Consider the following 26,166-nt stretch of genomic DNA (forward strand, 5'->3'; position numbering starts at 1 on the left):
AAATAATACATTTTTGCATTTGCCATCAAAAAAATGACTAAAATCATAAAAAATTCTACGCCTACGATGTCGCAACCGATATGATGAGATTTATTTTTTTGTCGGATACGGGTGTTCTCAACAACCTGTCCAACCTGCATAGACAGGCAGATGTTGGCTTATGAATAAGAAAGAATCTTTTTTGACGACTCCATATTTACAATTTGATCGTAAACATTGGGCCACATTGCGTGACTCGGTGCCTTTAACATTAACAGAAGAAGAAGTCGCTGCTTTAAAAGGGATCAATGAAGAAATCTCAATAGATGAAGTGATTGAAATCTATCTTCCATTGTCACGCCTACTCAATTTTTACATTAGTTCCAATTTGCGGCGGCAAGCTGTTCTTGAGCAATTCCTAGGGACAGATGAACAAAAAATACCTTATGTTATTGGGATAGCAGGCAGCGTTGCTGTTGGAAAAAGTACAACCGCACGCTTATTACAGGCGCTACTAAGCCGTTGGCCAGAACATCGTCGTGTCAAATTAGTGACAACAGACGGTTTTTTGCACTCCAACAATATATTAAATGAACGTGGATTAATGAAAAAAAAGGGATTCCCTGAATCCTATGATATGCGTAGCTTGGTCAAATTTGTTGCCGATATAAAATCAGGTGCAGAAAAAGTCATCGCGCCGGTATATTCTCACCTGAGCTATGACATCGTTCCTCATGAGCAACTTATTATCGAAAAGCCAGATATTCTTATCCTCGAAGGTTTAAACGTATTACAAAGTGGCATGGATTATCCACATGAGCCACATCATGTATTTGTCTCTGATTTTGTTGATTTTTCTATTTATGTAGATGCACCGGAAGAATTACTCGAACAATGGTACGTCAATCGTTTTCTTAAGTTTCGGCAAGGCGCTTTTTCCGATCCTGATTCTTATTTCCACAATTATTCTAAATTAACGACAGAAGAAGCGATAGAAGTAGCTTCGAGTATTTGGCAGGAAATCAATGGATTAAACTTGCAGCAAAACATCTTACCAACGAGAGAACGGGCTAGTTTGATTATGACGAAAGGCATCAATCACACGATTGAAAGCGTCAGATTAAGGAAATAAAGCAAAAAGCCGGAAATATTTCCGGCTTTACATTCAACAACCTCGCAAGGAAATTTCGCCGCCGATATAAGGCGTAACAACGCCATTAATATCAAGTAACAAAGCCCCTTGTTGATCTATTCCACGAGCTATCCCATGAACTTCCTGATCACCAATAATTAATTTCACCGAACGATTAATAAAATTATCTAATTCAAACCACCGAGCAATGAAAGAAGTTAGTCCTTCATTTTCAAATTGCATTAACGCTTTTTTAAGTCCCACTATGATTTCAGAGACCAACTTATTCCGTTCAATAATCGTTCCTGATTGCTGTAAATTAGTCCAATTTTGATTAATTGATGTCTGTTGATCGCTACTCATCGAAATATTCATGCCTATTCCGATAACAACATGGGCTGCATCTCCCGTTTTTCCCGTTAACTCAACCAATATTCCAGCAAGTTTTTTATCATTTAAGTATAAGTCATTTGGCCATTTTACTTTTACTCTTTCTGCTCCCTGGCGATTAAGAACTTCTGCAATGATAATACCAACGACTAAACTTAAACCTATCGCTGCTGCTGGCCCTTGTTCCAAACGCCAATACATAGATAGATATAAGTTGCGCCCAAAAGCAGAAACCCACTTTCTACCACGACGCCCTCTACCTTCATATTGATATTCTGCAACACAGGAATCTCCTGAATCGAGTTCAGCTAACTTTTCCAGAATATATTGATTCGTGGAATCAATGACAGGAATTACTTCAATACGATCATTAGGAAGATAGTTTTCAATAACTTCTTTATCCAGAAGATTCATTGGGGCAGGAAAGCGATAACCTTTGCCTGGAAGAGTGAGAACCTCTACTCCCCATTCACGAATAGTTTGAATATGTTTATTGATACCTGCTCGGCTCATTCCCAGTTCCTGACCAAGTTGTTGGCCTGAATGAATTTCGCCATCAGATAGTACTTTAATTAATTTTAATGGGATACTAAGATCTTTCATGAAATACATTCCACTGCGTCTATCTCACCTGCACTGCCAATGAAGCGTACCTCAGGCTCTAAGAAGATATTAAATTTTTCTGCAACCTTATTACGTACATAAGCAGCCAAGGTAATGACATCTTGTCCCGTTGCATTACCTTTATTAATTAATACCAATGACTGTTTCAGGTGTACGGCAGCGCCACCAATAGCATAACCCTTCAATTGACATTGTTCGATAAGCCAACCCGCTGCAATCTTTACGCTATACCCATTATGAGGGTATTGAGGGCAGTTGGGATATTCAGACTTAATCCTGTATGCTAACTCAATCGATATAATAGGGTTTTTGAAGAAACTACCTGCATTACCCATCAACGCAGGATCTGGTAACTTACTCTGGCGCATTTCACACACAGCATCGAATATTTGTTCTGGTGTGACTTTTTCTCGTGAGAACTTCGCTAAGGCACCGTAAGTTAAAATGGGTTCCCATTTTTTATTCAAACGTAAACCAACCGCTGTGATAGCATAACCATCTTTATATTGACGCTTAAAGATGCTGTCTCTATACGCAAATTGACAATCATTCGCCGTTAGACGGATTAAATTACCTGTTTTCAGCTCAACAAAATCCACATACTCACAAACATTTTTAAATTCAACACCATATGCTCCAATATTCTGGATTGGAGCAGAGCCAACATTTCCAGGGATCAAGGCTAAATTTTCCAAACCATAGATCCGTTGTTTAAATAAATAAGTAATCAGTTCATGCCAGTTTTCACCTGCACCAACATGAATGTGCCATGCAGTATCTGACTCTTGTATATTGATACCAAGAATACGATTTAAGATCACAGTACCTTTAAAATTTTCGGTGAAAAGGATGTTACTTCCTCCTCCCAATAATAAAATAGGATGATCTTTTTCCATTGCTTCTTGCCATAAAGCCAAAAGCGATTCAATAGAAGTGGCTATACCAATATGATCAGCACTGGCTAAAATGCCAAACGTGTTAAACGTTTTTAGTTGAGTAGATTGACAGACAGACATTCATTTCAAACTCAATAGGGTAATTTAAGTCGTAGTCTACCAGACTCTATATTTGAAAGATAAGTAAGTAGTTACCTGACACCTATCTATTGAATTGATGGAAATAAAAAAAGAACTAGAAATGCAAAAGGCCACCCAATATGGGTGGCCTTTTGACTGGATATTAAAGCTTGGCAGTTTCCTACTCTCGCATGGGGAGACCCCACACTACCATCGGCGCTACGGCGTTTCACTGCTGAGTTCGGCATGGGGTCAGGTGGGACCGCCGCGCTATCGCCGCCAAGCAAATTCTGTTGTATTTGCCGAACATATTATTCATGGTGCTGATACCCAGATTCGAACTGGGGACCTCACCCTTACCAAGGGTGTGCTCTACCAACTGAGCCATATCAGCAAATACTAAATAAAATAAAAAATGTTGCCAAATGGGCAACAATTATAAAGTGATGTCTGGCAGTGTCCTACTCTCACATGGGGAGACCCCACACTACCATCGGCGCTACGGCGTTTCACTGCTGAGTTCGGCATGGGATCAGGTGGGACCACCGCGCTGTTACCGCCAGACAAATGCTGTATTCAATCCCGAACAAGCTGCTGTGCTCTCTGAAACCTTCTCTCAATCCCCAAAACACCTTCGGTGTTGTCAGGTTAAGCCGCACGGCTCATTAGTACCGGTTAGCTCAACGTCTCGCAACGCTTACACACCCGGCCTATCGACGTCCTCGTCTCGGACGGTCCTTCAGTACCCTCAAAGGAGTAAGGGAAGACTCATCTTAAGGCAAGTTTCCCGCTTAGATGCTTTCAGCGGTTATCTCTTCCGCACTTAGCTACCGGGCAATGCCATTGGCATGACAACCCGAACACCAGTGGTGCGTCCACTCCGGTCCTCTCGTACTAGGAGCAGCCCCTTGCAATCTTCCAACGCCCACGGCAGATAGGGACCGAACTGTCTCACGACGTTCTAAACCCAGCTCGCGTACCACTTTAAATGGCGAACAGCCATACCCTTGGGACCTACTTCAGCCCCAGGATGTGATGAGCCGACATCGAGGTGCCAAACACCGCCGTCGATATGAACTCTTGGGCGGTATCAGCCTGTTATCCCCGGAGTACCTTTTATCCGTTGAGCGATGGCCCTTCCATTCAGAACCACCGGATCACTATGACCTGCTTTCGCACCTGCTCGAGCTGTCACTCTCGCAGTCAAGCTGGCTTATGCCATTGCACTAACCTCCTGATGTCCGACCAGGATTAGCCAACCTTCGTGCTCCTCCGTTACGCTTTGGGAGGAGACCGCCCCAGTCAAACTACCCACCAGACACTGTCCGCAACCCGGATAACGGGTCCGCGTTAGAACATCAAACATTCAAGGGTGGTATTTCAAGGATGGCTCCGTGCAGACTGGCGTCCACACTTCACAGCCTCCCACCTATCCTACACATCAAGGCTCAAGGTTCAGTGTCAAGCTATAGTAAAGGTTCACGGGGTCTTTCCGTCTTGCCGCGGGTACACTGCATCTTCACAGCGAGTTCAATTTCACTGAGTCTCGGGTGGAGACAGCCTGGCCATCATTACGCCATTCGTGCAGGTCGGAACTTACCCGACAAGGAATTTCGCTACCTTAGGACCGTTATAGTTACGGCCGCCGTTTACTGGGGCTTCGATCAAGAGCGTCGCGTTGCCGCTAACCCCATCAATTAACCTTCCAGCACCGGGCAGGCGTCACACCGTATACGTCCACTTTCGTGTTTGCACAGTGCTGTGTTTTTATTAAACAGTTGCAGCCAGCTGGTATCTGCGACTGGCCTCAGCTCCGGACGCCTGGTCCTTCACCTAACGCCAGCGTGCCTTCTCCCGAAGTTACGGCACCATTTTGCCTAGTTCCTTCACCCGAGTTCTCTCAAGCGCCTGAGTATTCTCTACCTGACCACCTGTGTCGGTTTGGGGTACGATGGACCATAATCTGAAGCTTAGGGGCTTTTCCTGGAAGCGGGGCATCAGCAACTTCAGCACCGTAGTGCCTCGTCATCGTGCCTCAGTGTTAGGGATAACCGGATTTGCCTGATTATCCCACCTACACACTTAAACCGGGACGACCGTCGCCCGGATTGCCTAGCCTTCTCCGTCCCCCCATCGCAATTATGGCCCGTACAGGAATATTAACCTGTTGCCCATCGACTACGCTTTTCAGCCTCGCCTTAGGGGTCGACTCACCCTGCCCCGATTAACGTTGGACAGGAACCCTTGGTCTTCCGGCGAGCGGGTTTTTCACCCGCTTTATCGTTACTTATGTCAGCATTCGCACTTCTGATACCTCCAGCAAACCTCACAGTTCACCTTCAACGGCTTACAGAACGCTCCCCTACCCAACAACACATTCATGTCGCTGCCGCAGCTTCGGTGCATGGTTTAGCCCCGTTACATCTTCCGCGCAGGCCGACTCGACCAGTGAGCTATTACGCTTTCTTTAAATGATGGCTGCTTCTAAGCCAACATCCTGGCTGTCTGAGCCTTCCCACTTCGTTTCCCACTTAACCATGACTTGGGGACCTTAGCTGGCGGTCTGGGTTGTTTCCCTCTTCACGACGGACGTTAGCACCCGCCGTGTGTCTCCCGTGATAACATTCTTCGGTATTCGCAGTTTGCATCGGGTTGGTAAGTCGGGATGACCCCCTAGCCGAAACAGTGCTCTACCCCCGAAGATGAGTTCACGAGGCGCTACCTAAATAGCTTTCGGGGAGAACCAGCTATCTCCCGGTTTGATTGGCCTTTCACCCCCAGCCACAAGTCATCCGCTAATTTTTCAACATTAGTCGGTTCGGTCCTCCAGTTAGTGTTACCCAACCTTCAACCTGCCCATGGCTAGATCACCGGGTTTCGGGTCTATACCCTGCAACTTAACGCCCAGTTAAGACTCGGTTTCCCTGCGGCTCCCCTATACGGTTAACCTTGCTACAGAATATAAGTCGCTGACCCATTATACAAAAGGTACGCAGTCACCCTGATAAATCAGGGCTCCCACTGCTTGTACGTACACGGTTTCAGGTTCTCTTTCACTCCCCTCGCCGGGGTTCTTTTCGCCTTTCCCTCACGGTACTGGTTCACTATCGGTCAGTCAGGAGTATTTAGCCTTGGAGGATGGTCCCCCCACGTTCAGACAGGATACCACGTGTCCCGCCCTACTCTTCGAGCTCACAATATCACACCTCTTCGGATACGGGGCTGTCACCCTTTACTGCCGGCCTTTCCAGACCGTTCTCCTGACGTGTGTATCGCTGATGGCTCTGGGCTCCTCCCCGTTCGCTCGCCGCTACTGGGGGAATCTCGGTTGATTTCTTTTCCTCGGGGTACTGAGATGTTTCAGTTCCCCCGGTTCGCCTCATTAACCTATGAATTCAGTTAATGATGGTGCAACGGATTGCACCGGGTTTCCCCATTCGGACATCGCCGGCTGATAGCGCTTCATATCAGCTCACCGGCGCTTTTCGCAGATTAGCACGTCCTTCATCGCCTCTGACTGCCTAGGCATCCACCGTGTACGCTTAGTCGCTTAACCTCACAACCCGAAGGTGTCTTCGAATCGGAGTTATTGAGAGACTCCTCAATACCGTCCTCAAGACAGATACTGAGTGTTTCAAATTTTCAGCTTGTTCCAGATTGTTAAAGAGCTAATATTGCTAAACCGACGCGCACGTCCGCTTAACAATATTTCGGTGGCACCGTCTTTCACCCGATACCAGAGCAAGATGGCGTCCCCTAGGGGATTCGAACCCCTGTTACCGCCGTGAAAGGGCGGTGTCCTAGGCCTCTAGACGAAGGGGACTCAAAGTCTTCTTCGCAGACGCTTGCTCTGCTTTATTTCATCAGACAATCTGTGTGAGCACTGCAACAAAATCCACTATCTTTTCGGTAAGGAGGTGATCCAACCGCAGGTTCCCCTACGGTTACCTTGTTACGACTTCACCCCAGTCATGAATCACAAAGTGGTCAGCGCCCTCCCGAAGGTTAAGCTACCGACTTCTTTTGCAACCCACTCCCATGGTGTGACGGGCGGTGTGTACAAGGCCCGGGAACGTATTCACCGTAGCATGCTGATCTACGATTACTAGCGATTCCGACTTCATGGAGTCGAGTTGCAGACTCCAATCCGGACTACGACAGACTTTATGAGGTCCGCTTGCTCTCGCGAGGTCGCTTCTCTTTGTATCTGCCATTGTAGCACGTGTGTAGCCCTACTCGTAAGGGCCATGATGACTTGACGTCATCCCCACCTTCCTCCGGTTTATCACCGGCAGTCTCCCTTGAGTTCCCACCATGACGTGCTGGCAACAAAGGATAAGGGTTGCGCTCGTTGCGGGACTTAACCCAACATTTCACAACACGAGCTGACGACAGCCATGCAGCACCTGTCTCACGGGTCCCGAAGGCACTTCCGCATCTCTGCAGAATTCCGTGGATGTCAAGAGTAGGTAAGGTTCTTCGCGTTGCATCGAATTAAACCACATGCTCCACCGCTTGTGCGGGCCCCCGTCAATTCATTTGAGTTTTAACCTTGCGGCCGTACTCCCCAGGCGGTCGATTTAACGCGTTAGCTCCGGAAGCCACAGCTCAAGGCCACAACCTCCAAATCGACATCGTTTACAGCGTGGACTACCAGGGTATCTAATCCTGTTTGCTCCCCACGCTTTCGCACCTGAGCGTCAGTCTTCGTCCAGGGGGCCGCCTTCGCCACCGGTATTCCTCCACATCTCTACGCATTTCACCGCTACACGTGGAATTCTACCCCCCTCTACGAGACTCTAGTCAACCAGTCTTAGATGCCATTCCCAGGTTAAGCCCGGGGATTTCACATCTAACTTAATTGACCGCCTGCGTGCGCTTTACGCCCAGTAATTCCGATTAACGCTTGCACCCTCCGTATTACCGCGGCTGCTGGCACGGAGTTAGCCGGTGCTTCTTCTGCGGGTAACGTCAATCACAGCACTTATTCAGTCCTGTGCCTTCCTCCCCGCTGAAAGTACTTTACAACCCGAAGGCCTTCTTCATACACGCGGCATGGCTGCATCAGGCTTGCGCCCATTGTGCAATATTCCCCACTGCTGCCTCCCGTAGGAGTCTGGGCCGTGTCTCAGTCCCAGTGTGGCTGGTCATCCTCTCAGACCAGCTAGGGATCGTCGCCTAGGTGAGCCATTACCCCACCTACCAGCTAATCCCATCTGGGTTCATCCGATGGCGTGAGGCCCGAAGGTCCCCCACTTTGCTCGTTCGAGGTTATGCGGTATTAGCCACCGTTTCCAGTGGTTATCCCCCTCCATCGGGCAGATCCCCAGACATTACTCACCCGTCCGCCGCTCGCCGGCAGGAAAGCACGCTTTCCCCCGCTGCCGCCCGACTTGCATGTGTTAGGCCTGCCGCCAGCGTTCAATCTGAGCCATGATCAAACTCTTCAATTAAAGTGTTTGATGCTCAAAGAATTCTGACTGTTCGTTCATAATGAATTAACTGTTCAGTCACTCTTCAAGACTGTTTAATCTTTTTCGCCTTGCGGCGTCAGATAGTGTCTTGCGAGTGCCCACACAGATTGTCTGATTAATTTGTTAAAGAGCGGTAGCAACCGGAAGCCTCTTCCGGGTTGCGAGGCTGCGTATCTTACGCTTTTCGCCTCGGGAGTCAAGCGATTATTTTCGCTTTTCTCTCACTGTCCTTCGCGGCCTGTTTCAGCGCAGCGTCGGTCAGTGGTGGCGCATTATAGGGCGTTTTACGGCGCTGACAATAGTTTTTTTGAAAAAAATTACCAAGTGGTGATTATTACACCAAATTGCACTTAAGTTGGTAGTTTTTCCAGCGTTAAGAAGCCTAATTCGCGTAAAACGGGATGTAATGTTTCGCTCTCCGGTTCGATCTTTGTGCAATAGGCTAAGTTATCCGCTGTTGTTAAAAACAAATCTTCCCGATTTTTGACAAGCCATGCAGTTCTGCGAGCAATTGCCGCTCCCGAATCAATTAATCTTGTTCCATCTGGTAAAACTTGAGCAATTTCTTCTGCTATCAGAGGAAAGTGTGTACACCCTAAAATAACGGTATCTGGTGGCTCTTTCATTCTTAGCCACGGTTTCAGTATTTTCTCTAACTCTTTTAGAGGAACATCCTTACCATGTAATTTTCGTTCAGCTAACTCAACCAATTCAGCAGAGCCAATTGCATACATCTGGCAATCCGTAGCAAACCTTGCGATTAATTCTTTGGTATAGTCGCGCTTCACTGTGGCACTTGTCGCCAATAATCCCACAACACGGTTACAGGTTAGCTTCGCCGCAGGTTTGATCGCAGGCACAACACCAACCACAGGAAAAGAAAAACGTTCACGCAAGGCGGGCAAACTGACCGTACTGGCAGTATTGCAAGCAATCACGACAACTGCCAAAGGGTGTTTTTTCTGGATCGTATCAACAATCTGAACAACCCTTTCTACAATTACTTCCGCCGTTTTCTCGCCATAAGGGAATGCTTCATTATCGAAAGCATATATATAGTGGAGATCTGGCAAAAGTTGCCGAATCTCTTGATAGACAGATAAACCACCCACTCCAGAATCAAAAACCAGAATCGTTGGACGGGCGGTCTTGTTTAAATCAGAAGTTGTAGCTTCCAGTAAGGTAGTATTCTCTTCCTGGGGTGCGATAGCCATAGGCTGTCTCATAATGCTTATCAAACAGATTGGCTATTCTAGCACGGATTGTCAGGTGGTCAGTGATCGAATATGCGGCGCTGATATCCCACAGATTTACGCCCGCTAATTTTACTGTTTTCGCAGGATATACATTATAGTCTTGGTCATAACGCCGACCAATATATTGATAGGTTATTCCCCAATCGACATTAAACGCTTCCCAATCCAATTGATATTTAACTTGCTGTTTAGCCCTGCGAGTTAATTGCTGCCCACTGCCATCACGCGGATCAATGAACTGTAATGTGAGTTGATGTTGGAATAAGCCAGTCTCCATTGTTCCCGTCCATTCAACACCTTTTATTTTTGCCTTATCACCGTTCTCATAGCGGTTATTTGCAAAATTTATCAACTGCTCAATATCGTTACGATAAGCAGATAGACGCCAATTAAGTGGCCCGGTCAATCCTTCAATTCCGATTTCCCATTGCTTGCTTTTTTCTGCTTTAAGGTTTTCATTCCCCCATTTGCTATAAAGCTGATTCAAAGTTGGTGCTTTGAATGCCGTTCCATACGAAGTGATAAAACGATAACCATCAACAAATTCCCAGCCGATGCCGATTTGCCCTGTAGTATTCCAGTTATAATCAGAATGGTGATCTGAACGTATAGCACCTTCTAAAATGACATTCTGCACCTTTTGCTGCGCAGTTAAATAGAGTCCCGTATTATCAACATGTTTTTGTACAGGGATGTTATTAGAGCCTGCGGCAACCCATTCTCTTTTCCAATCAACCCCACTACTGATTGCCCCATGACCAACCTGCCACGTATTTCCCCATTGCACATTGTACTGTTTTGAATCACTCAGACTGGCGTTATTGCCATAACGCCCATGCTTAGGAACATAATCGTAATCTTTGACATGACCGTAACTGACAATGAATTGGGAAGAATAACCGCCTTGATTAAATTGAATACCCGCATCATAGGAACGATTGAACAGTTCGCGAGTGTCTGCTTCGCCGATATTCCATGCATCATAAGCCGTCCGATTATTCAATCCATAGGCTCGGGCAAATCCGCTTATTTGCTCACTTATTTTATGATCTATTTCCAACCACAGCATTTTACTCATAAAGCCATCACGATCTGGCTGACGATATCCCCCTGTTTTACCATCAACTATCACATCAAACCCTTTGGTGTAGGTATAGCCGGCGGCTGTAGTTAATAAAGTATTCTCACCGAGTTTTTGCTGTGTTGAACCATTATAGTTCTGGTATCCGTTTGAGCCGATACCCGCATTCAGTGTTATCCCACGTTGTTCCCGTTTTGTGATGATATTGATCACGCCACCAATGGCATCAGAACCATATACAGCAGAACGCGCGCCACGGATATATTCTATTCTTTGCACCATTGAGATTGGGATCTGGCTAAAATCGGCGGCTCCGGTAATGCCTGCCTGATTCAAACGGATCCCATCCACCAGCACCAGTGTATGATTTGAGTTCGTACCACGAACAAATAAAGAAGAGTGCTGCCCAATCCCCCCATTCTGCGCAATATCAATACTCGGCAACCGGCGAAAAACATCCACCAGGCTACTGGATTGCCAACGATCTATATCTTCACGAGTCACTACCGTCGTTGGCGCCAACACTGAAGAAATCGGCTGCTTAAAGCGATGAGCTGTAATCACCAACGTATCCTGATTATCTGCCACTGCAAAATGGTTCCAACCAGAAAATATCGCCACGGACGCAGCAGATAGAAGAAGATGTTTTTTATTTGCCATAAGATTTGTGATGAGAATGAGTGTGGATCTGGCTATTTATATTAACGATAAAGCGTCATGCTACGATGAAGGCTTTAGCGTGTCCAGAATGCCCCTCTATCAAAAAAGCGCGGATAAACTAGAAAACTGGACATCCTTTGCACTTGCCCTACAATGCCGCACGGAAATTTTTCTTAACGCGACCATACGAGAACCCGATAATGCAGAATGCCTTGCCAACGGAAAATTATGAAAATCAATTGACGGAGAAAGTTTATCGTCTAAAAGGAATGATGCTCCCCTTTAGCGCACCTGAGCCTGAAGTTTTCCGTTCCCCGGCATCACATTACAGAATGCGCGCAGAATTCCGTATCTGGCATGAGGAAGATGACCTCTACCACATTATGTTTGATCAGCAGACCAAACAGCGTATCCGCATTGATCAATTTCCAGTTGCCAATCAGCTCATCAATAAAATGATGCAAGCCATTATAGCTGGCGTAAAAGACAATCCCGTATTACGCCATAAACTGTTTCAGGTGGATTACCTTTCTACCCGCAGTAACAAAATTATTGTCTCCCTGCTTTATCACAAAAAACTGGGGGATGAATGGCGTGAACATGCAACCGCTCTGCGTTCTCAACTCATCGCCACAGGGTTTGATGTACAACTTATTGGACGCGCTGCAAAAACCAAGATCATGCTTAACCATGACTATATAGATGAAGCGTTGTCTGTTGCAGGTAAGACGATGATTTACCGTCAGGTCGAAAATAGCTTCACACAACCGAATGCCAGCATCAATATTCATATGTTGGAATGGGCAATTGATATCACCAAAGGCTCGAAAGGTGACTTGCTTGAGCTGTATTGTGGTAATGGTAATTTCTCCCTGGCGCTGGCGCAGAATTTTGAACGTGTACTGGCGACAGAAATTGCCAAGCCTTCCGTAGCTGCGGCACAATTTAATATCGCAGCAAACAAAATTGATAACGTACAGATTATCCGCATGTCAGCGGAAGAATTTACCCAGGCGATGAACGGAGAGCGTGAGTTTAACCGACTGCAAGGAATTGATTTAAGCAGTTATCAATGTGAAACCATTTTTGTTGATCCACCGCGCAGCGGACTGGATGAAGAAACGCTAAAAATGGTTCAAGCGTATCCACGTATTCTTTATATTTCCTGCAATCCAGAAACACTTTGCCAAAATCTGGAGACGCTGACACAAACCCACAAAATCAGCCAACTGGCACTCTTTGACCAATTCCCTTATACCCACCATATGGAGTGCGGTGTCCTACTGGAAAAAAGAACATAGTCGTCATTAAAAACCCAAACGCCACCAAATTGACTTTGTGGCGTTTTTATTGAATCGTTCTTGATAAAAGCGATTAGCTTTGGCTTTCTGAAGTGAGCGCTGCTTGCTGCTTGCGTTTTTTCATCTTTAGGTAGATCCAAAACACCAAGACAGTACCAATAACGACAGGCAAGAAATTAGAGCCAATTGCTGGATATTCCATCCGAATAAATGCGTTATACACAAACATGCCTAAGAAGAAGCATCCCACGGCCAGCTTTGGTAATCCTTCTGCCATCGGATAATTCAAATAACGTTGATGGAGACAATATAAAGAAAGTACCAGTGCAATAAGAGGGAAAATAGAAAAAGGGACAAATGAATTAAAAAATGTTGAGAAAGTTCCGTGTGTTGCCATTCCAACGATAAGAGCCAGCAACATTGTGCTTTTATCTTGGCGGTATTGTTCCATCGTATTATTCTCCTTTCATTATTATTCAGAGGTTTTAGGGATCGCTTTAGGGACAGTGTTTTTTTCTTGCTCACGACGATACCAATAATAAGCGCCTTTGGAAATTATACGGAGTTGCAGAACCAAACGCTCTTCGAGACGACGCCTTTTTTCTTCATCAATATCCAGCGCTTCTGCACCTGCACTGAATACGATTGTCACCATCGCCTCGGCTTGTATTTCAGTGAAATGGCGTGGCATATGGCTGGCTTGCTCAAGGTAGTCTGCCAATTCGGCAATAAAATGTTGGATTTCCCGTGCTACAGCAGCACGAAATTCAGCCGATGTACCGGAACGTTCACGCAGCAACAGCCGGAACGCATTAGGATTGTTGCCAATAAACTCCATGAAAGTTGAAACCGAAGTACGAATGACACTGCCGCCTTTGGCGATGCGCTGACGTGCCTGACGCATTAACTGACGCAACATCAAACCACTTTCATCCACCATCGTCAGCCCCAGTTCATCCACATCGCGAAAATGTCGATAAAAAGAAGTTGGTGCAATACCCGCTTCCCGAGCCACTTCCCGTAGGCTCAGGCTGGTAAAGCTGCGTTCAGCACTGAGTTGGCTGAATGCCGCCTCAATCAGGGAGCGGCGGGTTTTTTCTTTCTGTTTTGCTCTAACGCCGGTTACGTTACTCACAACAATCCTGATCTATCTCGACTCTAATCGGGCAAATATAACAGATTCTGCTAAGTTTGCTGTGATTGTTCTCTTAAAGATATTATTCGATGTTTTCCTGATCTATTTCTAAACAGTGAGATAAAAACCTTATGCTCATTGGGTTATTGCATCAAGTAATGTTAAGATAGCGTTGTTATTTTGTGTAAAAACAGGTCTTTCCTCTATGCAACATACTCATTTTGATGCCATTGTGATTGGCTCTGGTCCCGGTGGGGAAGGAGCAGCAATGGGGCTAGTAAAACAAGGCAAAAACGTTGCTGTTATAGAACGTTATAATAATGTCGGTGGTGGATGTACTCATTGGGGTACAATACCGTCGAAAGCGCTCCGCCATGCTGTTAGTCGTATTATCGAATTTAATCAAAATCCCCTCTACAGTGATAACTCCCGCATTCTTCGTTCCTCGTTTTCAGAAATTCTGCGCCATGCTGAAGTCGTTATTAACCAGCAAACTAAGATGCGCCAAGGGTTTTATGAACGTAACCGTTGCCGAATGTTTGCAGGAGAAGCCACTTTCATTGATGAACATCGGGTAAGTGTGCGTTATGCCGATGATAGTGTTGATATCTTGAGTGCAGACAACATTATCATTGCCACCGGCTCCCGTCCTTACTGTCCTCCTGATGTCGATTTCACCCACTCCCGTATTTATAACAGCGATACCATACTGCAACTGGATCACGAACCTCGCCATGTCATTATTTATGGTGCCGGAGTGATTGGTTGTGAATATGCCTCCATTTTCCGCGGACTAGGTGTTAAGGTGGATTTGATCAATACTCGTGATCATCTTCTGTCCTTTCTTGATCAAGAAATGTCTGATGCCCTTTCCTATCATTTTTGGAATAGTGGTACGGTCATCCGTCATAACGAAGAATATGAAAAAATTGAAGGCGTTGATGATGGTGTTATTGTTCACCTGAAATCTGGCAAGAAAGTCAAAGCGGATTGCCTGTTGTATGCCAATGGCAGAACAGGTAATACAGACATGCTAGGTTTAGAAAATGTCGGACTGGAAACAGACAGCCGAGGTTTACTGAAAGTCAATCGTGTCTACCAGACCAACAATGAAAACATCTATGCAGTGGGTGATGTTATTGGCTATCCAAGTTTGGCTTCTGCGGCCTATGATCAGGGACGCATCGCTGCAAGAGCGATGACCACAGGCAATGCTAATCTGCATCTGGTGGAAGATATCCCAACCGGGATTTATACCATTCCTGAAATTAGTTCGGTGGGCAAAACCGAGCAGCAATTAACCGCAATGAAAATCCCTTATGAGGTAGGTCGCGCCCAATTCAAGCATCTGGCAAGAGCGCAAATTGCCGGTATGAATGTTGGCAGCATCAAAATCCTGTTCCACCGTGAGACAAAACAGATTTTAGGCATCCACTGTTTTGGCGAACGTGCCGCAGAGATTATTCATATTGGTCAGGCCATTATGGAACAAAAAGGTGAAGGCAATAATATCGAATATTTCGTTAATACTACCTTCAATTATCCAACAATGGCGGAAGCCTACCGTGTTGCGGCACTCAATGGGCTAAACCGATTATTTTGATGTTTTTCCGGGTATTTCAAAATAATTGCCCATTTTAGTACGGATCGCCTCTGCCAATTGCTCATAGCGACCACGCAGAGGTGAGCCGGGACGATAAACCAATATGACGGTCCGCTTAGGTTCCGGTTCATAACACTCCAGATAGCAAACCCCATCCCGTCTTCTCTCATTCGGCACTGACAAATCAGGTAATAATGTAATGCCGCTGCCCGCTGCGACCATATTGCGCAGAGTTTCCAGACTGGTCGCCCTAAAATGGGTATCTTCTTTGGCTCCCGCCTGGAAACAAAATCCCATCGCCTGATCACGTAAACAGTGCCCATCTTCCAGCATCAATAACTTCTCGCCGGATAGCTCACCCATCTTAATTTTGTCCCGCCCAGCCCATTTATGCTCCTCATATACCGCCAGCTTCATGGGTTCTTCAAACAACGGCACTTCGATAAATGCTTCGGTTTCTTTCACCAACGCCAAAATAGCGCAGTCAAGCTTTCCACTATCAAGTTGAGCCAACAAGTTTAAGGTTTGTGCCTCATGCAGGTACATTTCCAATTTGGGGAACAATTTATGCAGTTCAGGAATAATCAGTGGCAGGAGGTAGGGACCGATTGTTGGAATAAGACCGATATGCAACGGCCCAGACATACTTTCACCTTGAAGGGAGGCCATTTCCTGCAAAACCTTCACTTCCCTCAAAACGGTTTTGGCCTGTTCCACTAGCAACATTCCCTGTTGGGTAAACAATACCTTGCGGCTAGTGCGTTCCAGCAGCATCACGCCAAGCTCATCTTCCAGTTTGCGGATTTGCCCGCTCAGTGTCGGTTGGCTGACATGACAAGCATCAGCGGCTCGGCGAAAATGTCGGTATTCAGCAAGTGCTACAAGGTATTCCAGATCGCGGATATTCATTCCCAACCTCAGCATTTGATATCAATGATAGTATTGACCAATAAATCATTATATCCACGAGGGGAAAAAACTATCAACTGCGTGTGATTATTGATGTTTTTAGCTAAATCGCTGCTTGGCCTGAGCAATCGCTTGCTTCACTTGTTCTTGCGCTACACCACCTTTTGCCAGTCGCTTGTCCAAACACGATTGCAACGATAAAATATCATAGACATCCACAGCAATGACGTTGCTGAATTTTTGCAATTCAAGCAGAGAAAGCTCTTCCAACGCCTTACCTCTGTCAATTGCCGCAACAACAACTTCACCAACAATGTGATGTGCCTCGCGGAACGGAACACCTTTTGCGACCAGATAATCAGCCAGCTCAGTCGCATTAGCATATCCTTGCTTTGCTGCTTCCTCGCAACGGGGGCGTTTTATCTGAATGCCATCTAACACCAGTATCGCCATATGCAAACAATTCAACCAGGTATCCAGTGCATCAAACAAGCCTTCCTTATCTTCCTGCATATCTTTATTGTAAGCGAGAGGAAGTCCTTTCAGCATCATCATCATCCCCGTTAACGCTCCCTGAACTCGGCCACATTTACCACGGATAAGCTCCAACGCATCCGGGTTTTTCTTTTGTGGCATCAAGGAAGAACCGGAGGTTACCCGATCCGACAACTCAACAAATCCAGCCTCTCCGCTATTAAAGAAAATCAGATCCTCAGCAAAACGCGAAAGGTGGATCATGCTAATGCTCGCATCCGACAGCAGCTCCAAGACATGATCACGATCAGACACGCTATCCAGGCTATTGCGTGTCGCCGAAGCAAAACCTAGCCATGACGCCAGTTGCTCACGATCAATATCATAAGCCGTTCCTGCCAGCGCCCCGCATCCCAACGGACTGACATCTAACCGCCTTAATGCATCTTGCAATCGGCTTTCATCACGACTCAGCATTTCCATATAAGCCAAACACCAATGGGCAAAAGTGACAGGTTGCGCCCGCTGTAAATGGGTATAACCTGGCATTACCGCATCCTGATTGTTTTCAGCAGTGAATACCAACGCTTGTTGCAACTCATCTAATGCTTTTAGAATGTGGACGATCTGATCTTTACACCATAATTTCAGGTCAGTTGCGACCTGATCATTACGGCTGCGTCCCGTATGAAGTTTCTTCCCCAAATCGCCCACTTTCGAGATAAGTTGCCCTTCTACCCAACTGTGAATATCTTCCGCATCGCTTTGCAAAATGGCCTTGGGGTTGGTTCGCACTTCATCCAGTAACGCATTTAAAGCCAGCTCCAGCTTTTGCTGCTCTTCGGCAGTTAACACGCCGACCGTCACCAACGCTTTCGACCATGCAATCGAGCCAATAATATCCTGCTCCGCCAAACGATAATCAAAACACAGTGAATCATTGAATTGCTTGAACCGCTGATCGGCTTCTTGACTGAAACGCCCACCCCAAAGTGCCATAATATCGTTCCTGTTTTTTCTAATCGCTATTAATTACTAAAAGTTGCTCGCCCCAAAATTACTTTTTGCTGTTCAGTGCACGAATACGTGAAGAAAGCGAATAGAGGCGAATAAACCCTTCTGCATGGCGATGATCGTAAACTTCATCCTCGCCAAAAGTGGCGAATTCTTCAGAATAGAGACTATTGGCTGATTTTTTCTGCACTGCCGTTACCTGCCCTTTATAAAGTTTCAGGACAACTTCACCACTGACACTGGCTGCTAAAATTTCTGCTGCCGCTTGAATTGATTGACGTAATGGCGCAAACCAACGGCCGTCATAAACCACATAAGACATCTCCAGCCCCAGTTGTTGACGCCATTTAAAGCTATCGCGATCCAGAACCAGTTGTTCGATACCACGCAGTGCTTCCATCATGATGGTTCCCCCCGGCGTTTCATAACAACCACGGGATTTCATGCCTACCAAACGATTTTCCACGATATCGATCCGGCCAATGCCGTGCCTGGCTCCCAACTTATTTAACTCATCAATGCATTGATAAGGTGAAAGCGCCTGATCATTCACGCCAACTACTTCACCGCTTTCAACCGTTACCGTGACATATTCTGGTTCATTGGGCGCCTCTTCTGGTTCGACTGTCCACACCCAACAATCTTTATTGGCAGCATTCCACGTGCTTTCCAGAACCCCACCTTCGGTTGAAATGTGCCAGGCATTTTCATCACGGCTATAAATTTTCTCCAGCGTTGCGGTTGTCGGGATATCACGAACTTTCAAATAATCCAGCAGCGCTTCACGGGAACGCAGATCCCATTCCCGCCACGGAGCCACAACTTTCAGATGTGGTGCCAATGCGGTATAAGTACTTTCAAACCGAACCTGATCATTACCTTTACCTGTTGCACCGTGGGCGACGGCATCCGCGCCCACTTTCAGAGCCAACTCAACCTGAGCTTTAGCAATAATTGGACGAGCCATTGACGTACCAAGCAGATAGCTTCCCTCATACAGTGCGCCAGTTTTTAACACAGGATAAACATACTCTTTGATAAACTCTTCGCGCAGATCAACGACATGGCATTCGGAAGCACCGGAACGTAGTGCTTTCTGCTCCACACCGTCCAGATCTTCACGACTTTGGCCGACATCAGCGACAAACGCAATTACTTCACAATTGCCATAATGCTCTTTCAACCACGGAATAATGGCGGATGTATCCAAACCACCTGAATATGCCAACACGATTTTCTTAATGCTTTTAGTCATAGAGATAACCTTTTTAATTTTAGTAAAAACATAAGTTCGATAAATACACGTTCAATTACGCCAAAATTCGTGTGCCAATCGGTATACCATTAAATAACGCAATCAATTGATCTGCATGACGCCAACTCGCGATATCCACGGGTTGTCCGAGTGTTTTTGCCGCTTCCAGCGCTGCATTCACTTTCACTATCATGCCGTCGGTGATAATACCTTGATCGATAAGCTGCGTGATCTTCTCTGCCGTCACTTCTGGGATCTTTTTCCCTTTCCCATCCAAAATACCGCTGACATCGGACAACAAGATCAAATCTGCATTCAGTACTTGTGCGATGGTCGTCGCAGCTTGATCGGCATTCACATTCATCAACTCACCCTGCTCAGTGATACCAATTGAGCTGATAATCGGCATATAGCCCACATCCAGCAAAATTTTCAGGAGATCAGGTGTTCCTGGTTGAGCCTTTCCAGTGTGGCCAAGCTCTTCATCAAGTTGAGAAACTTTAACCATTCCCCCATCACCCAGACATAATCCGATAGCAGGCAAACGATACTTTGTTGCCGACGCCAGCAATTTCTTGTTGGCAGTTCCGGCTAACGTCCCTGTAATGATGTCGATTTGATCCTCTGGCGTCACCCGCAGACCTTGTTTCTTCAAAATCGGCATCTGTAATCGCTGCATCAACTCATCAACCAAGCAACCACCGCCGTGTACAATGACCAGCGGACGTTTATGGGTTTTTCGGTATAACTGTAATGCGGTAAATAACCGTTCTAGCGCTTCTTCACTGTCTAATAACACACCACCCAACTTGATCACTAACGGCTCCATCGGATTCACCCTCTGTCGATATTCATATCTGTAGGTTAGAAATTAAAGTAGTGCCTGAGTTTCTTCATACCCAAAACGAATATTCATGCACTGTACTGCTTGTGCAGCGGCCCCTTTCAACAAATTATCCTCAGCCCCTACGATGATCAGGTGTTGCCCCTGAACAGCAAAACCAATATCGCAGAATGGCAAACCAACAACGGCTTTCAACGCGGGAACCCCTTTGCTATATAACCGCACCAACGGCTTATCATGATAGGCCTGTTTATAAGCCTCCCTAATTTGTGCTTCTGTCACACCAGATTTCAATTTACAGGTAATTGTGGCAAGAATACCGCGTGAGAAATTGCCCAAATGGGGGGTAAAAATCACCTCAGTACCTAAATGTGCTGTGATTTCAGGTTGATGACGATGGTTAAAAACCCCATACGGTTGCAAACTCACTTCACAGAAACTATTGGTGATCGATGCTTTCCGGCCAGCACCACTGACACCACTGACCGCATTGATAACAGGCCAATGTTCTGTATCTAATAAATTTTGTTCAAGCAACGGTTTCAAGGAAAGTTGGGAAACAGTAGGGTAACAACCGGGAACAGCAATCAATTGCGCTTGCCTGATTTTTTCTGCTTGCCATTCTGCCAATCCATATACCGCTTGCTCCAACCACAGCGTATTTTTATGTTCAAACCCGTAGTATTTTTTATAGAACTGTGTATTTTGTACGCGATAGGCACCAGATAAATCAAACACGATACAACCTGCTGCCAGAAATATCGGGGCAATATCATGGCTGACTTCATGGGCTGTGGCGAGGAAGACCACATCAATCCCTTTTGCCGCTTCACTCACATCGGCCAACGGCTGTAAGGGCAAATCAAGAATACCCCGATATTGTGGATGAAGTTCTGAAAAACATTTCCCTGCATCTAAACTTTGAGAAGAAACCATCAAGCCGGAGAGATGGACATAGGGATGACGTTGCAGATATGCTGCTAACTCAGCTCCGGTATAACCACTGGCACCAACTATCAGCGTATTCAACATGGGATATATTCACCTTATAGTATTAACCCAATAATATTAATTCAATGACTTTATTGAATTAATATGCAATTAATTTGCATTAATATTGATACTATTATGAGTAAGGGCTGTCAACAGTGAATCTTAAATTACCGTCTTTTATTAAATTATATCATCAGCTCATTGCGGCTCCTTCTATCAGCGCAACTGATGCTGAACTCGATCAAAGCAATGAAGTTGTTATCAATCTGCTGGCGGAATGGCTAAAAGAGCTCGGGTTTGCCATTGAAATTCAAGGCGTCCCCGAAACTCGAGGTAAATTCAATCTGCTGGCAACATTAGGCAGTGGTTCCGGTGGTTTACTCCTATGCGGCCATACAGATACCGTTCCTTTTGATGCGGGGCGCTGGACACAAGATCCCTTCACACTGACCGAACGCGATGGCAAATTATATGGACTTGGGACGGCTGACATGAAAGGCTTTTTTGCCTTTATCGTTGATGCGTTACGGGATATCGATGTCAGTAAACTATCTCATCCCCTTTATATTCTGGCCACCGCTGACGAAGAAACATCAATGGCAGGCGCTCGTTACTTTGCTGCCAATGCCCATATTCGGCCGGATTTTGCCATCATTGGCGAACCGACATCATTACAGCCAATCCGCGCCCATAAAGGGCATATAGCCCGGGCGATCCGCATTGAAGGAAAATCAGGGCATTCCAGTGATCCGGCACGAGGCGTCAATGCCATTGATCTGATGCACGAATCCATTACCCAGCTAATAAAACTACGCCACACCTTACAAGAACGCTATCACAATCCGGCATTCGTCATCCCTTACCCAACCATGAATTTCGGCCATATTCACGGTGGTGATGCCGCAAATCGCATTTGTGCCTGCTGCGAGCTGCATATGGATATCCGTCCGCTTCCTGGATTGACTTTGCAGGATTTAAATGAATTGCTGAATGACGCACTGGAACCGGTAAAACAGCGCTGGCCGGGTCGCCTGAACGTGACAGAACTTCATTCCCCCATTCCGGGCTATGAATGCCCAACAGACCATAAGCTGGTCGGCGTGATTGAAAAATTGTTGGGAACGAAAGCAGATACCGTCAATTACTGTACGGAAGCGCCTTTTATTCAGGAATTGTGCCCAACATTGGTTTTAGGACCGGGATCAATTGAACAGGCGCACCAGCCTGATGAATTTTTAGATATGGCCTTTATTGAGCCAACCAGAAAACTGCTTTCACAACTTGTAGAACATTTTTGTTTGAAAGCGGGTTAAAGCGGTTCTGTTTTCCAGCCGTCAAATAGCAAATTGGTTTCCTCTGCAGAAGTGTTCATAATAACCTCGGTGAGTGCATCGGGGTTTTTTGCTATTTAGAGCTAAGGAAAAATTTTAACCCCCATTGCTTATATCCCCATCCCAACAACCTTTCTTCCTACTTCACAATAGAACTTTTTGGTTGTGAATCAGGGTGATGGGATGGCGCGCCGCCGCGTTTTTCCGCGTGGCTCCAGGTGTTCAGATGCTGGCTCCATACCAGCGTACAATTTTCCGTCCCAGCGCATCACGACGGTTGAACTGAACGTGGTTCAGATGGTTAAGGCACATTCTAAGCAAAACCGCGTGTAAATAAGGATATGAAAATAGAACATTATTACACCGTGGGATACGTGCCGCAAAATGATAAGGTAGCCGCCCCACCTGCGATCCATCTTAAAGGCTAATGGTTTAAGGCGGCAGGCTTTGATAAGGGCTGCACACTAACCGTAAAGATACTGGATCGTTGTCTGGTGCTGATCCCACAGCGATGACACCCGCACCATCAAGCAGCAGTATCAGCGCCAGCAAGACCAGCTCAGCGAGATTAAGCTGCGGATGCGCGAACTGATTGGTGGGTACAAAAGCCGCTAAGAGCAGGAACTGAGCGGCCTTAAAGAAAGCCGGAAGATCTTATGGATCATCGGCTTCATGACTCATTTATATTCAAATATTACTCAATTTCAATTATTAAGTTATCAACCCATATATCAAAATTACTTTTTGACATTAAAAATAAAGCCTCTAATAAATTAGAACACTTTATTTTTTCACAATGATCATCACTGATGTCTTTTTCAGCAAAAAAACTGATAAATAACTTAACATGTGTCAATTTGTTCATTGATATGAATTTTTGAATAGCATCACTAAACTCTATTATTCTCTTTGTAGGATTTTCATATTCTTTCCAGTCCTCAAACTCACCTGCGAATGTTTTATCTACAAAATCAATAAAGTATTTATCACTATATTCTTTGAAGTAATCCAGCTTAACAAATTGAACTTCATCATTGAACTTCACCTCAAAGCCGATATTTTCAAACAAATATGTTGATGACGGAGGAGCGCTTTCATTCCAATCAAATGATATTAATTGAGAACAATCGAAATTACTTTTCATAGATTATATTTTCCGTTGTATACATGATCATATAACTGTTTTATATCTTTTGTAGAAGGTGAAGTAACACCGCCATCACTCGTTTTTGTTCCTTGTGAACCATATACATCTCCAGTTTTAGGAGAAACATTTCTTACTGGTTGATGGACATGAGGGCTAATACCAGCATGAGAATCTAAACCATAGCGCTTAAATTGCCCGCCTACTTTACCTTTATTATTATTAAAACCTGGCGATTGCGTGAATAACAATGTCTCGCGGTCAGGAGCAACATGTTTTTTCATAAAACCGTCTAAGGTTCTATCTTTAGGATCAGGGGTCTTACCCCCCGTATTTGACGATTCTCTAGCTGCCTTACTTGCTTCAATATTAGCCTTCACACGAGCTATGATTTCCGGGCACGTTTCTAACCCGAACGGATCTATAAAATTCGCCGGATTATGCACATATCCATACGGATTAAATCCACCCAGCAACCCGAATAGGGTCTTCGGAGATTCCGACACGACCATACTTTTTTGGTGAGTTTTTCTTTTAATAACAGCTTGTTAAAGAACCGTTTTTACCCGTACTGCCCACGCCCGCGAACCTAAAATGCCGATGTGCACTTTAGGGTTGTTTTGCGGTTTTGCTCCGGTGCACTTTTACCCTGCTTCCGCTGCAAGCCATGGTGCAGTATAGCGCCCCTTTTCCTTTGTGATGGGCTGAACAGCCTGTTTTTGTGCGGTTTTTCACGGCAACGGCCGCACACCGACCAGCTTGCTGGGCGGTGGGCGGCCGTTCTGCGGGTGCGGGTGGCATAGAGCCTGCCAGCGGCGCTCTGCGACGCTCTGATGCACGGAAGCCTAAGCAGGGGCACGGCTTTGTTGACGGCACTTTTCCAAGGGAAGCCCCCTGCGGGGGCTGCATGCGGGGGCGCAGTCAGTCGCAGCGGGGTCGGGGCGGGGGAGGTAAACGCGGAGGCCGCAGGCCGACCTGCCTCAGGGTTGTTTGCCCAAGTCACGCAGGCCGCTAAAGATGAAGGGGTTTTATCCGAACGGGGGCACGGTGTTCCGGTCTGGCGCGGTTTTTGGCAGGCATTGGCTCAGGCGGTTAGAGCATAAGGCGCAGCCTTGTGCGGTGCACCCCTGCGATGCCGAACAGCGGGGGCGCCAGACATAATGCAAATTATACGTTGCGAGCCGCTCCGGCCGCTGGCTGGCAGCGTGGCTGCCCGGTGAGTGGCGTGTAATTCCCCACATTATGTTGAGTGGGCTTTGGGCGGCCTGCACTGACTCAACGGGGACACAGTTGTTCAGGCCGACCATTGCCCACGTACCCCCGCAAGCACTGATGCTAACGGGCAGTCCGGTTACGGTCTGCCCCCGCACCGATCCCAGCGAACTCAACGGGGACTGCCGGGCTGTCCGGTGCGCGGGGGGTTCAGTTCGGCGTCTGGCTCTCCGCTGACACTGCCTGAGCCGCTCTCTGGCGTTGATTTTGTCGGATTATCACGCTCTGCCGGGTGTGTCTGTTGATGCACTTCTTTCAGGTGTCCGATAGCGACCCGCGTATAAATTTGCGTCGTTTCCAGACTGGCATGGCCTAATATGGCCTGGATATGCCGCGTATCCGCGCCGTTCTCCAGCATCTGCGTGGCCATCGCATGGCGGAACAGGTGACAACCGCCCGGTTTTTCAAATCCTCAGTACGATGAAGCGCATTGCGGACTATTTGCGTCAGGTGTCCATCGGTCAACCCCTTACCTTTATTGGAGACAAACAGATAACCCGGTCTTTTCCCCCACCAGACGCGGGCGCACTTCCTCCAGATAGCTCTGTGTCCACTGCTGTGCCGATTTACCGAACGGCACAACTTGATCTTTCGTCCCTTACCCAGCCTGATAGACCACGCCGCGCCCGAAGTCCACATCACCCACCTGTAACCGCTGTAGCTCTGAACGCCGGATGCCTCTGCTCCATAACATTTCCATGATGGCCCGGTCACGCAGACCCAGCGGTGTTCTCTGATCGTCAAGTCAGGATATGGGCGGTTTCTTCTTCACTCGGGATTGCCCCGGTAACCCTTTATCTGTCGGTAGCTCCAGATCCGCGCCGGGTTATACAGCAGGTATTGCCGTTAACCAGCTGAACAGAGCCGCAGGTGTCAGTCTTTTTCGATGTTAGTGCTTTCCGTAAGGGGCTGACCCACGGTTTTTCGGTTTTTGCGCTGCAGATAACGTTGCCAGCTTTCCAGATGGGCGAAGCTCACCTGTTGCGCCGGTTGTGATCCCCCGTTCATCACACCAGCGGACCAACTGCATCAGATTCGACTGATACGTCGTAGCCGGGTGTCCCGCGTATAACGCAAGGTATCAAGGTGTTCAATGTAATTTTGGATATGTTGTCTGAGTGTAATCGATGCCATGATAATCCCCCTTTCTGTGTGAGAAGCACTGTGGTTACGATGGGATAAATTAATGTGGTGGGAACCGTGTTTTTTGAGGTTGTCCGACCGCTTTTGGTGAAGCCTCTGCTGCCTGCGTTATGATTTCGGTTTTGCTATGCCACCC

21 protein-coding genes, 2 tRNA genes and 4 rRNA genes are annotated in these 26,166 nt (G+C 46.5%); 5 read left to right on the top strand and 22 right to left on the bottom strand.

All coding sequences use genetic code 11. The features are described from left to right. Positions 1–160 precede the first annotated feature (160 nt). Positions 161–1,111: a type I pantothenate kinase gene (coaA, locus tag ACSJJG_RS19140; RefSeq protein WP_481090233.1), complete on the top strand. Its 951-nt coding sequence runs from the start codon at positions 161–163 to the stop codon at positions 1,109–1,111. Positions 1,112–1,144: 33 nt separating this feature from the next. Here coaA and birA read toward each other — a convergent pair whose 3' ends face one another. From birA to btuB, 10 genes are all read right to left on the bottom strand, one after another. Next, entirely contained in the window at positions 1,145–2,104 is a 960-nt protein-coding gene (gene birA / locus ACSJJG_RS19145) for a bifunctional biotin--[acetyl-CoA-carboxylase] ligase/biotin operon repressor BirA (protein ID WP_481090234.1), read from the bottom strand. After that, positions 2,101–3,141: a UDP-N-acetylmuramate dehydrogenase gene (gene murB / locus ACSJJG_RS19150; RefSeq protein ID WP_481090235.1), complete on the bottom strand. Its 1,041-nt coding sequence runs from the start codon at positions 3,139–3,141 to the stop codon at positions 2,101–2,103. Before murB ends, birA begins: the two co-directional genes overlap by 4 nt. Positions 3,142–3,309: 168 nt before the next feature. Continuing rightward, positions 3,310–3,425, bottom strand: a 5S ribosomal RNA gene (gene rrf / locus ACSJJG_RS19155). A gap of 34 nt (positions 3,426–3,459) precedes the next feature. Next, positions 3,460–3,535: transfer RNA gene (locus ACSJJG_RS19160), tRNA-Thr, on the bottom strand. A 54-nt stretch (positions 3,536–3,589) separates the two neighbouring features. Then, positions 3,590–3,705: ribosomal RNA gene (rrf, locus tag ACSJJG_RS19165) — 5S ribosomal RNA — on the bottom strand. A gap of 80 nt (positions 3,706–3,785) precedes the next feature. After that, a 23S ribosomal RNA gene (locus tag ACSJJG_RS19170) occupies positions 3,786–6,697 on the bottom strand. Between the two features lie 191 nt (positions 6,698–6,888). Beyond that, positions 6,889–6,964, bottom strand: a tRNA-Glu gene (locus ACSJJG_RS19175). 87 nt (positions 6,965–7,051) lie between these two features. Beyond that, positions 7,052–8,594: ribosomal RNA gene (locus tag ACSJJG_RS19180) — 16S ribosomal RNA — on the bottom strand. The 16S, 23S and 5S rRNA genes sit together here with 2 tRNA genes alongside, the layout of an rRNA operon. Positions 8,595–8,965: 371 nt before the next feature. Then, entirely contained in the window at positions 8,966–9,829 is an 864-nt protein-coding gene (gene murI, locus ACSJJG_RS19185; protein WP_481090236.1) for a glutamate racemase, read from the bottom strand. Continuing rightward, entirely contained in the window at positions 9,774–11,612 is a 1,839-nt protein-coding gene (gene btuB, locus ACSJJG_RS19190; RefSeq protein WP_481090237.1) for a TonB-dependent vitamin B12 receptor BtuB, read from the bottom strand. Before btuB ends, murI begins: the two co-directional genes overlap by 56 nt. A gap of 200 nt (positions 11,613–11,812) precedes the next feature. Here btuB and trmA point away from each other — a divergent pair, with 200 nt between their 5' ends. Then, positions 11,813–12,913 (top strand): tRNA (uridine(54)-C5)-methyltransferase TrmA, encoded by a 1,101-nt coding sequence (trmA, locus tag ACSJJG_RS19195; RefSeq protein ID WP_481090238.1) that lies wholly within the window; start codon positions 11,813–11,815, stop codon positions 12,911–12,913. Between the two features lie 73 nt (positions 12,914–12,986). On the opposite strand, the gene ACSJJG_RS19200 is transcribed toward trmA, so the two are convergent. Next, a complete protein-coding gene (locus tag ACSJJG_RS19200) occupies positions 12,987–13,364 on the bottom strand; it encodes a YijD family membrane protein (protein WP_481090239.1) in 378 nt (125 codons plus the stop codon). A gap of 21 nt (positions 13,365–13,385) precedes the next feature. Then, positions 13,386–14,048 carry an HTH-type transcriptional repressor FabR gene (fabR, locus tag ACSJJG_RS19205; RefSeq protein ID WP_099131873.1) on the bottom strand — a complete coding sequence of 221 codons (663 nt, stop codon included), beginning with the start codon at positions 14,046–14,048 and terminating at the stop codon, positions 13,386–13,388. Positions 14,049–14,253: 205 nt separating this feature from the next. Here fabR and sthA point away from each other — a divergent pair, with 205 nt between their 5' ends. After that, positions 14,254–15,651, top strand: coding sequence for a Si-specific NAD(P)(+) transhydrogenase (sthA, locus tag ACSJJG_RS19210; RefSeq protein WP_481090240.1), 1,398 nt, complete (start codon positions 14,254–14,256; stop codon positions 15,649–15,651). Here sthA and oxyR read toward each other — a convergent pair. The 5 genes from oxyR to argC form a co-directional block, all read right to left on the bottom strand. Further along, positions 15,643–16,560: a DNA-binding transcriptional regulator OxyR gene (gene oxyR / locus ACSJJG_RS19215; RefSeq protein WP_481090241.1), complete on the bottom strand. Its 918-nt coding sequence runs from the start codon at positions 16,558–16,560 to the stop codon at positions 15,643–15,645. The genes sthA and oxyR overlap by 9 nt on opposite strands. A 99-nt stretch (positions 16,561–16,659) precedes the next feature. After that, a complete protein-coding gene (gene argH, locus ACSJJG_RS19220) occupies positions 16,660–18,033 on the bottom strand; it encodes an argininosuccinate lyase (RefSeq protein WP_481090242.1) in 1,374 nt (457 codons plus the stop codon). Positions 18,034–18,091: 58 nt separating this feature from the next. Then, entirely contained in the window at positions 18,092–19,303 is a 1,212-nt protein-coding gene (locus tag ACSJJG_RS19225; RefSeq protein WP_481090243.1) for an argininosuccinate synthase, read from the bottom strand. 55 nt (positions 19,304–19,358) lie between these two features. After that, positions 19,359–20,132 carry an acetylglutamate kinase gene (gene argB / locus ACSJJG_RS19230; protein ID WP_481090244.1) on the bottom strand — a complete coding sequence of 258 codons (774 nt, stop codon included), beginning with the start codon at positions 20,130–20,132 and terminating at the stop codon, positions 19,359–19,361. Positions 20,133–20,174: 42 nt separating this feature from the next. Beyond that, positions 20,175–21,179, bottom strand: coding sequence for an N-acetyl-gamma-glutamyl-phosphate reductase (gene argC, locus ACSJJG_RS19235; RefSeq protein WP_481090245.1), 1,005 nt, complete (start codon positions 21,177–21,179; stop codon positions 20,175–20,177). Between the two features lie 116 nt (positions 21,180–21,295). On the opposite strand from argC, the gene argE reads away from it, so the two are divergent. After that, positions 21,296–22,453, top strand: a complete 1,158-nt coding sequence (argE, locus tag ACSJJG_RS19240) for an acetylornithine deacetylase (protein WP_481090246.1) — start codon at positions 21,296–21,298, stop codon at positions 22,451–22,453. A 712-nt stretch (positions 22,454–23,165) separates the two neighbouring features. Here argE and ACSJJG_RS19245 read toward each other — a convergent pair. Together ACSJJG_RS19245 and ACSJJG_RS19250 are read right to left on the bottom strand one after the other, a co-directional pair. Further along, the gene (locus tag ACSJJG_RS19245) at positions 23,166–23,615 is read right to left on the bottom strand and encodes a hypothetical protein (RefSeq protein WP_189760653.1); all 450 of its coding nucleotides are present in this window, start codon (positions 23,613–23,615) and stop codon (positions 23,166–23,168) included. Beyond that, positions 23,612–23,995, bottom strand: a complete 384-nt coding sequence (locus ACSJJG_RS19250) for a hypothetical protein (RefSeq protein WP_189760654.1) — start codon at positions 23,993–23,995, stop codon at positions 23,612–23,614. The genes ACSJJG_RS19245 and ACSJJG_RS19250 overlap by 4 nt, the downstream gene beginning before the upstream one ends. A 483-nt stretch (positions 23,996–24,478) precedes the next feature. On the opposite strand from ACSJJG_RS19250, the gene ACSJJG_RS19255 reads away from it, so the two are divergent. Further along, positions 24,479–24,718 carry a hypothetical protein gene (locus ACSJJG_RS19255; protein WP_481090247.1) on the top strand — a complete coding sequence of 80 codons (240 nt, stop codon included), beginning with the start codon at positions 24,479–24,481 and terminating at the stop codon, positions 24,716–24,718. A gap of 281 nt (positions 24,719–24,999) precedes the next feature. Here ACSJJG_RS19255 and ACSJJG_RS19260 read toward each other — a convergent pair whose 3' ends face one another. From ACSJJG_RS19260 to ACSJJG_RS19270, 3 genes are all read right to left on the bottom strand, one after another. Beyond that, entirely contained in the window at positions 25,000–25,245 is a 246-nt protein-coding gene (locus ACSJJG_RS19260; protein WP_481090248.1) for a tyrosine-type recombinase/integrase, read from the bottom strand. A gap of 240 nt (positions 25,246–25,485) precedes the next feature. Further along, positions 25,486–25,587, bottom strand: a complete 102-nt coding sequence (locus tag ACSJJG_RS19265) for a hypothetical protein (protein WP_481090249.1) — start codon at positions 25,585–25,587, stop codon at positions 25,486–25,488. Between the two features lie 189 nt (positions 25,588–25,776). Next, on the bottom strand, positions 25,777–25,917 hold the full coding sequence (locus ACSJJG_RS19270) for a hypothetical protein (protein ID WP_481090250.1): 141 nt from the start codon (positions 25,915–25,917) through the stop codon (positions 25,777–25,779). Positions 25,918–26,166: the final 249 nt, after the last annotated feature.

It is taken from the genome of Xenorhabdus sp. SGI 60 (assembly GCF_056632175.1).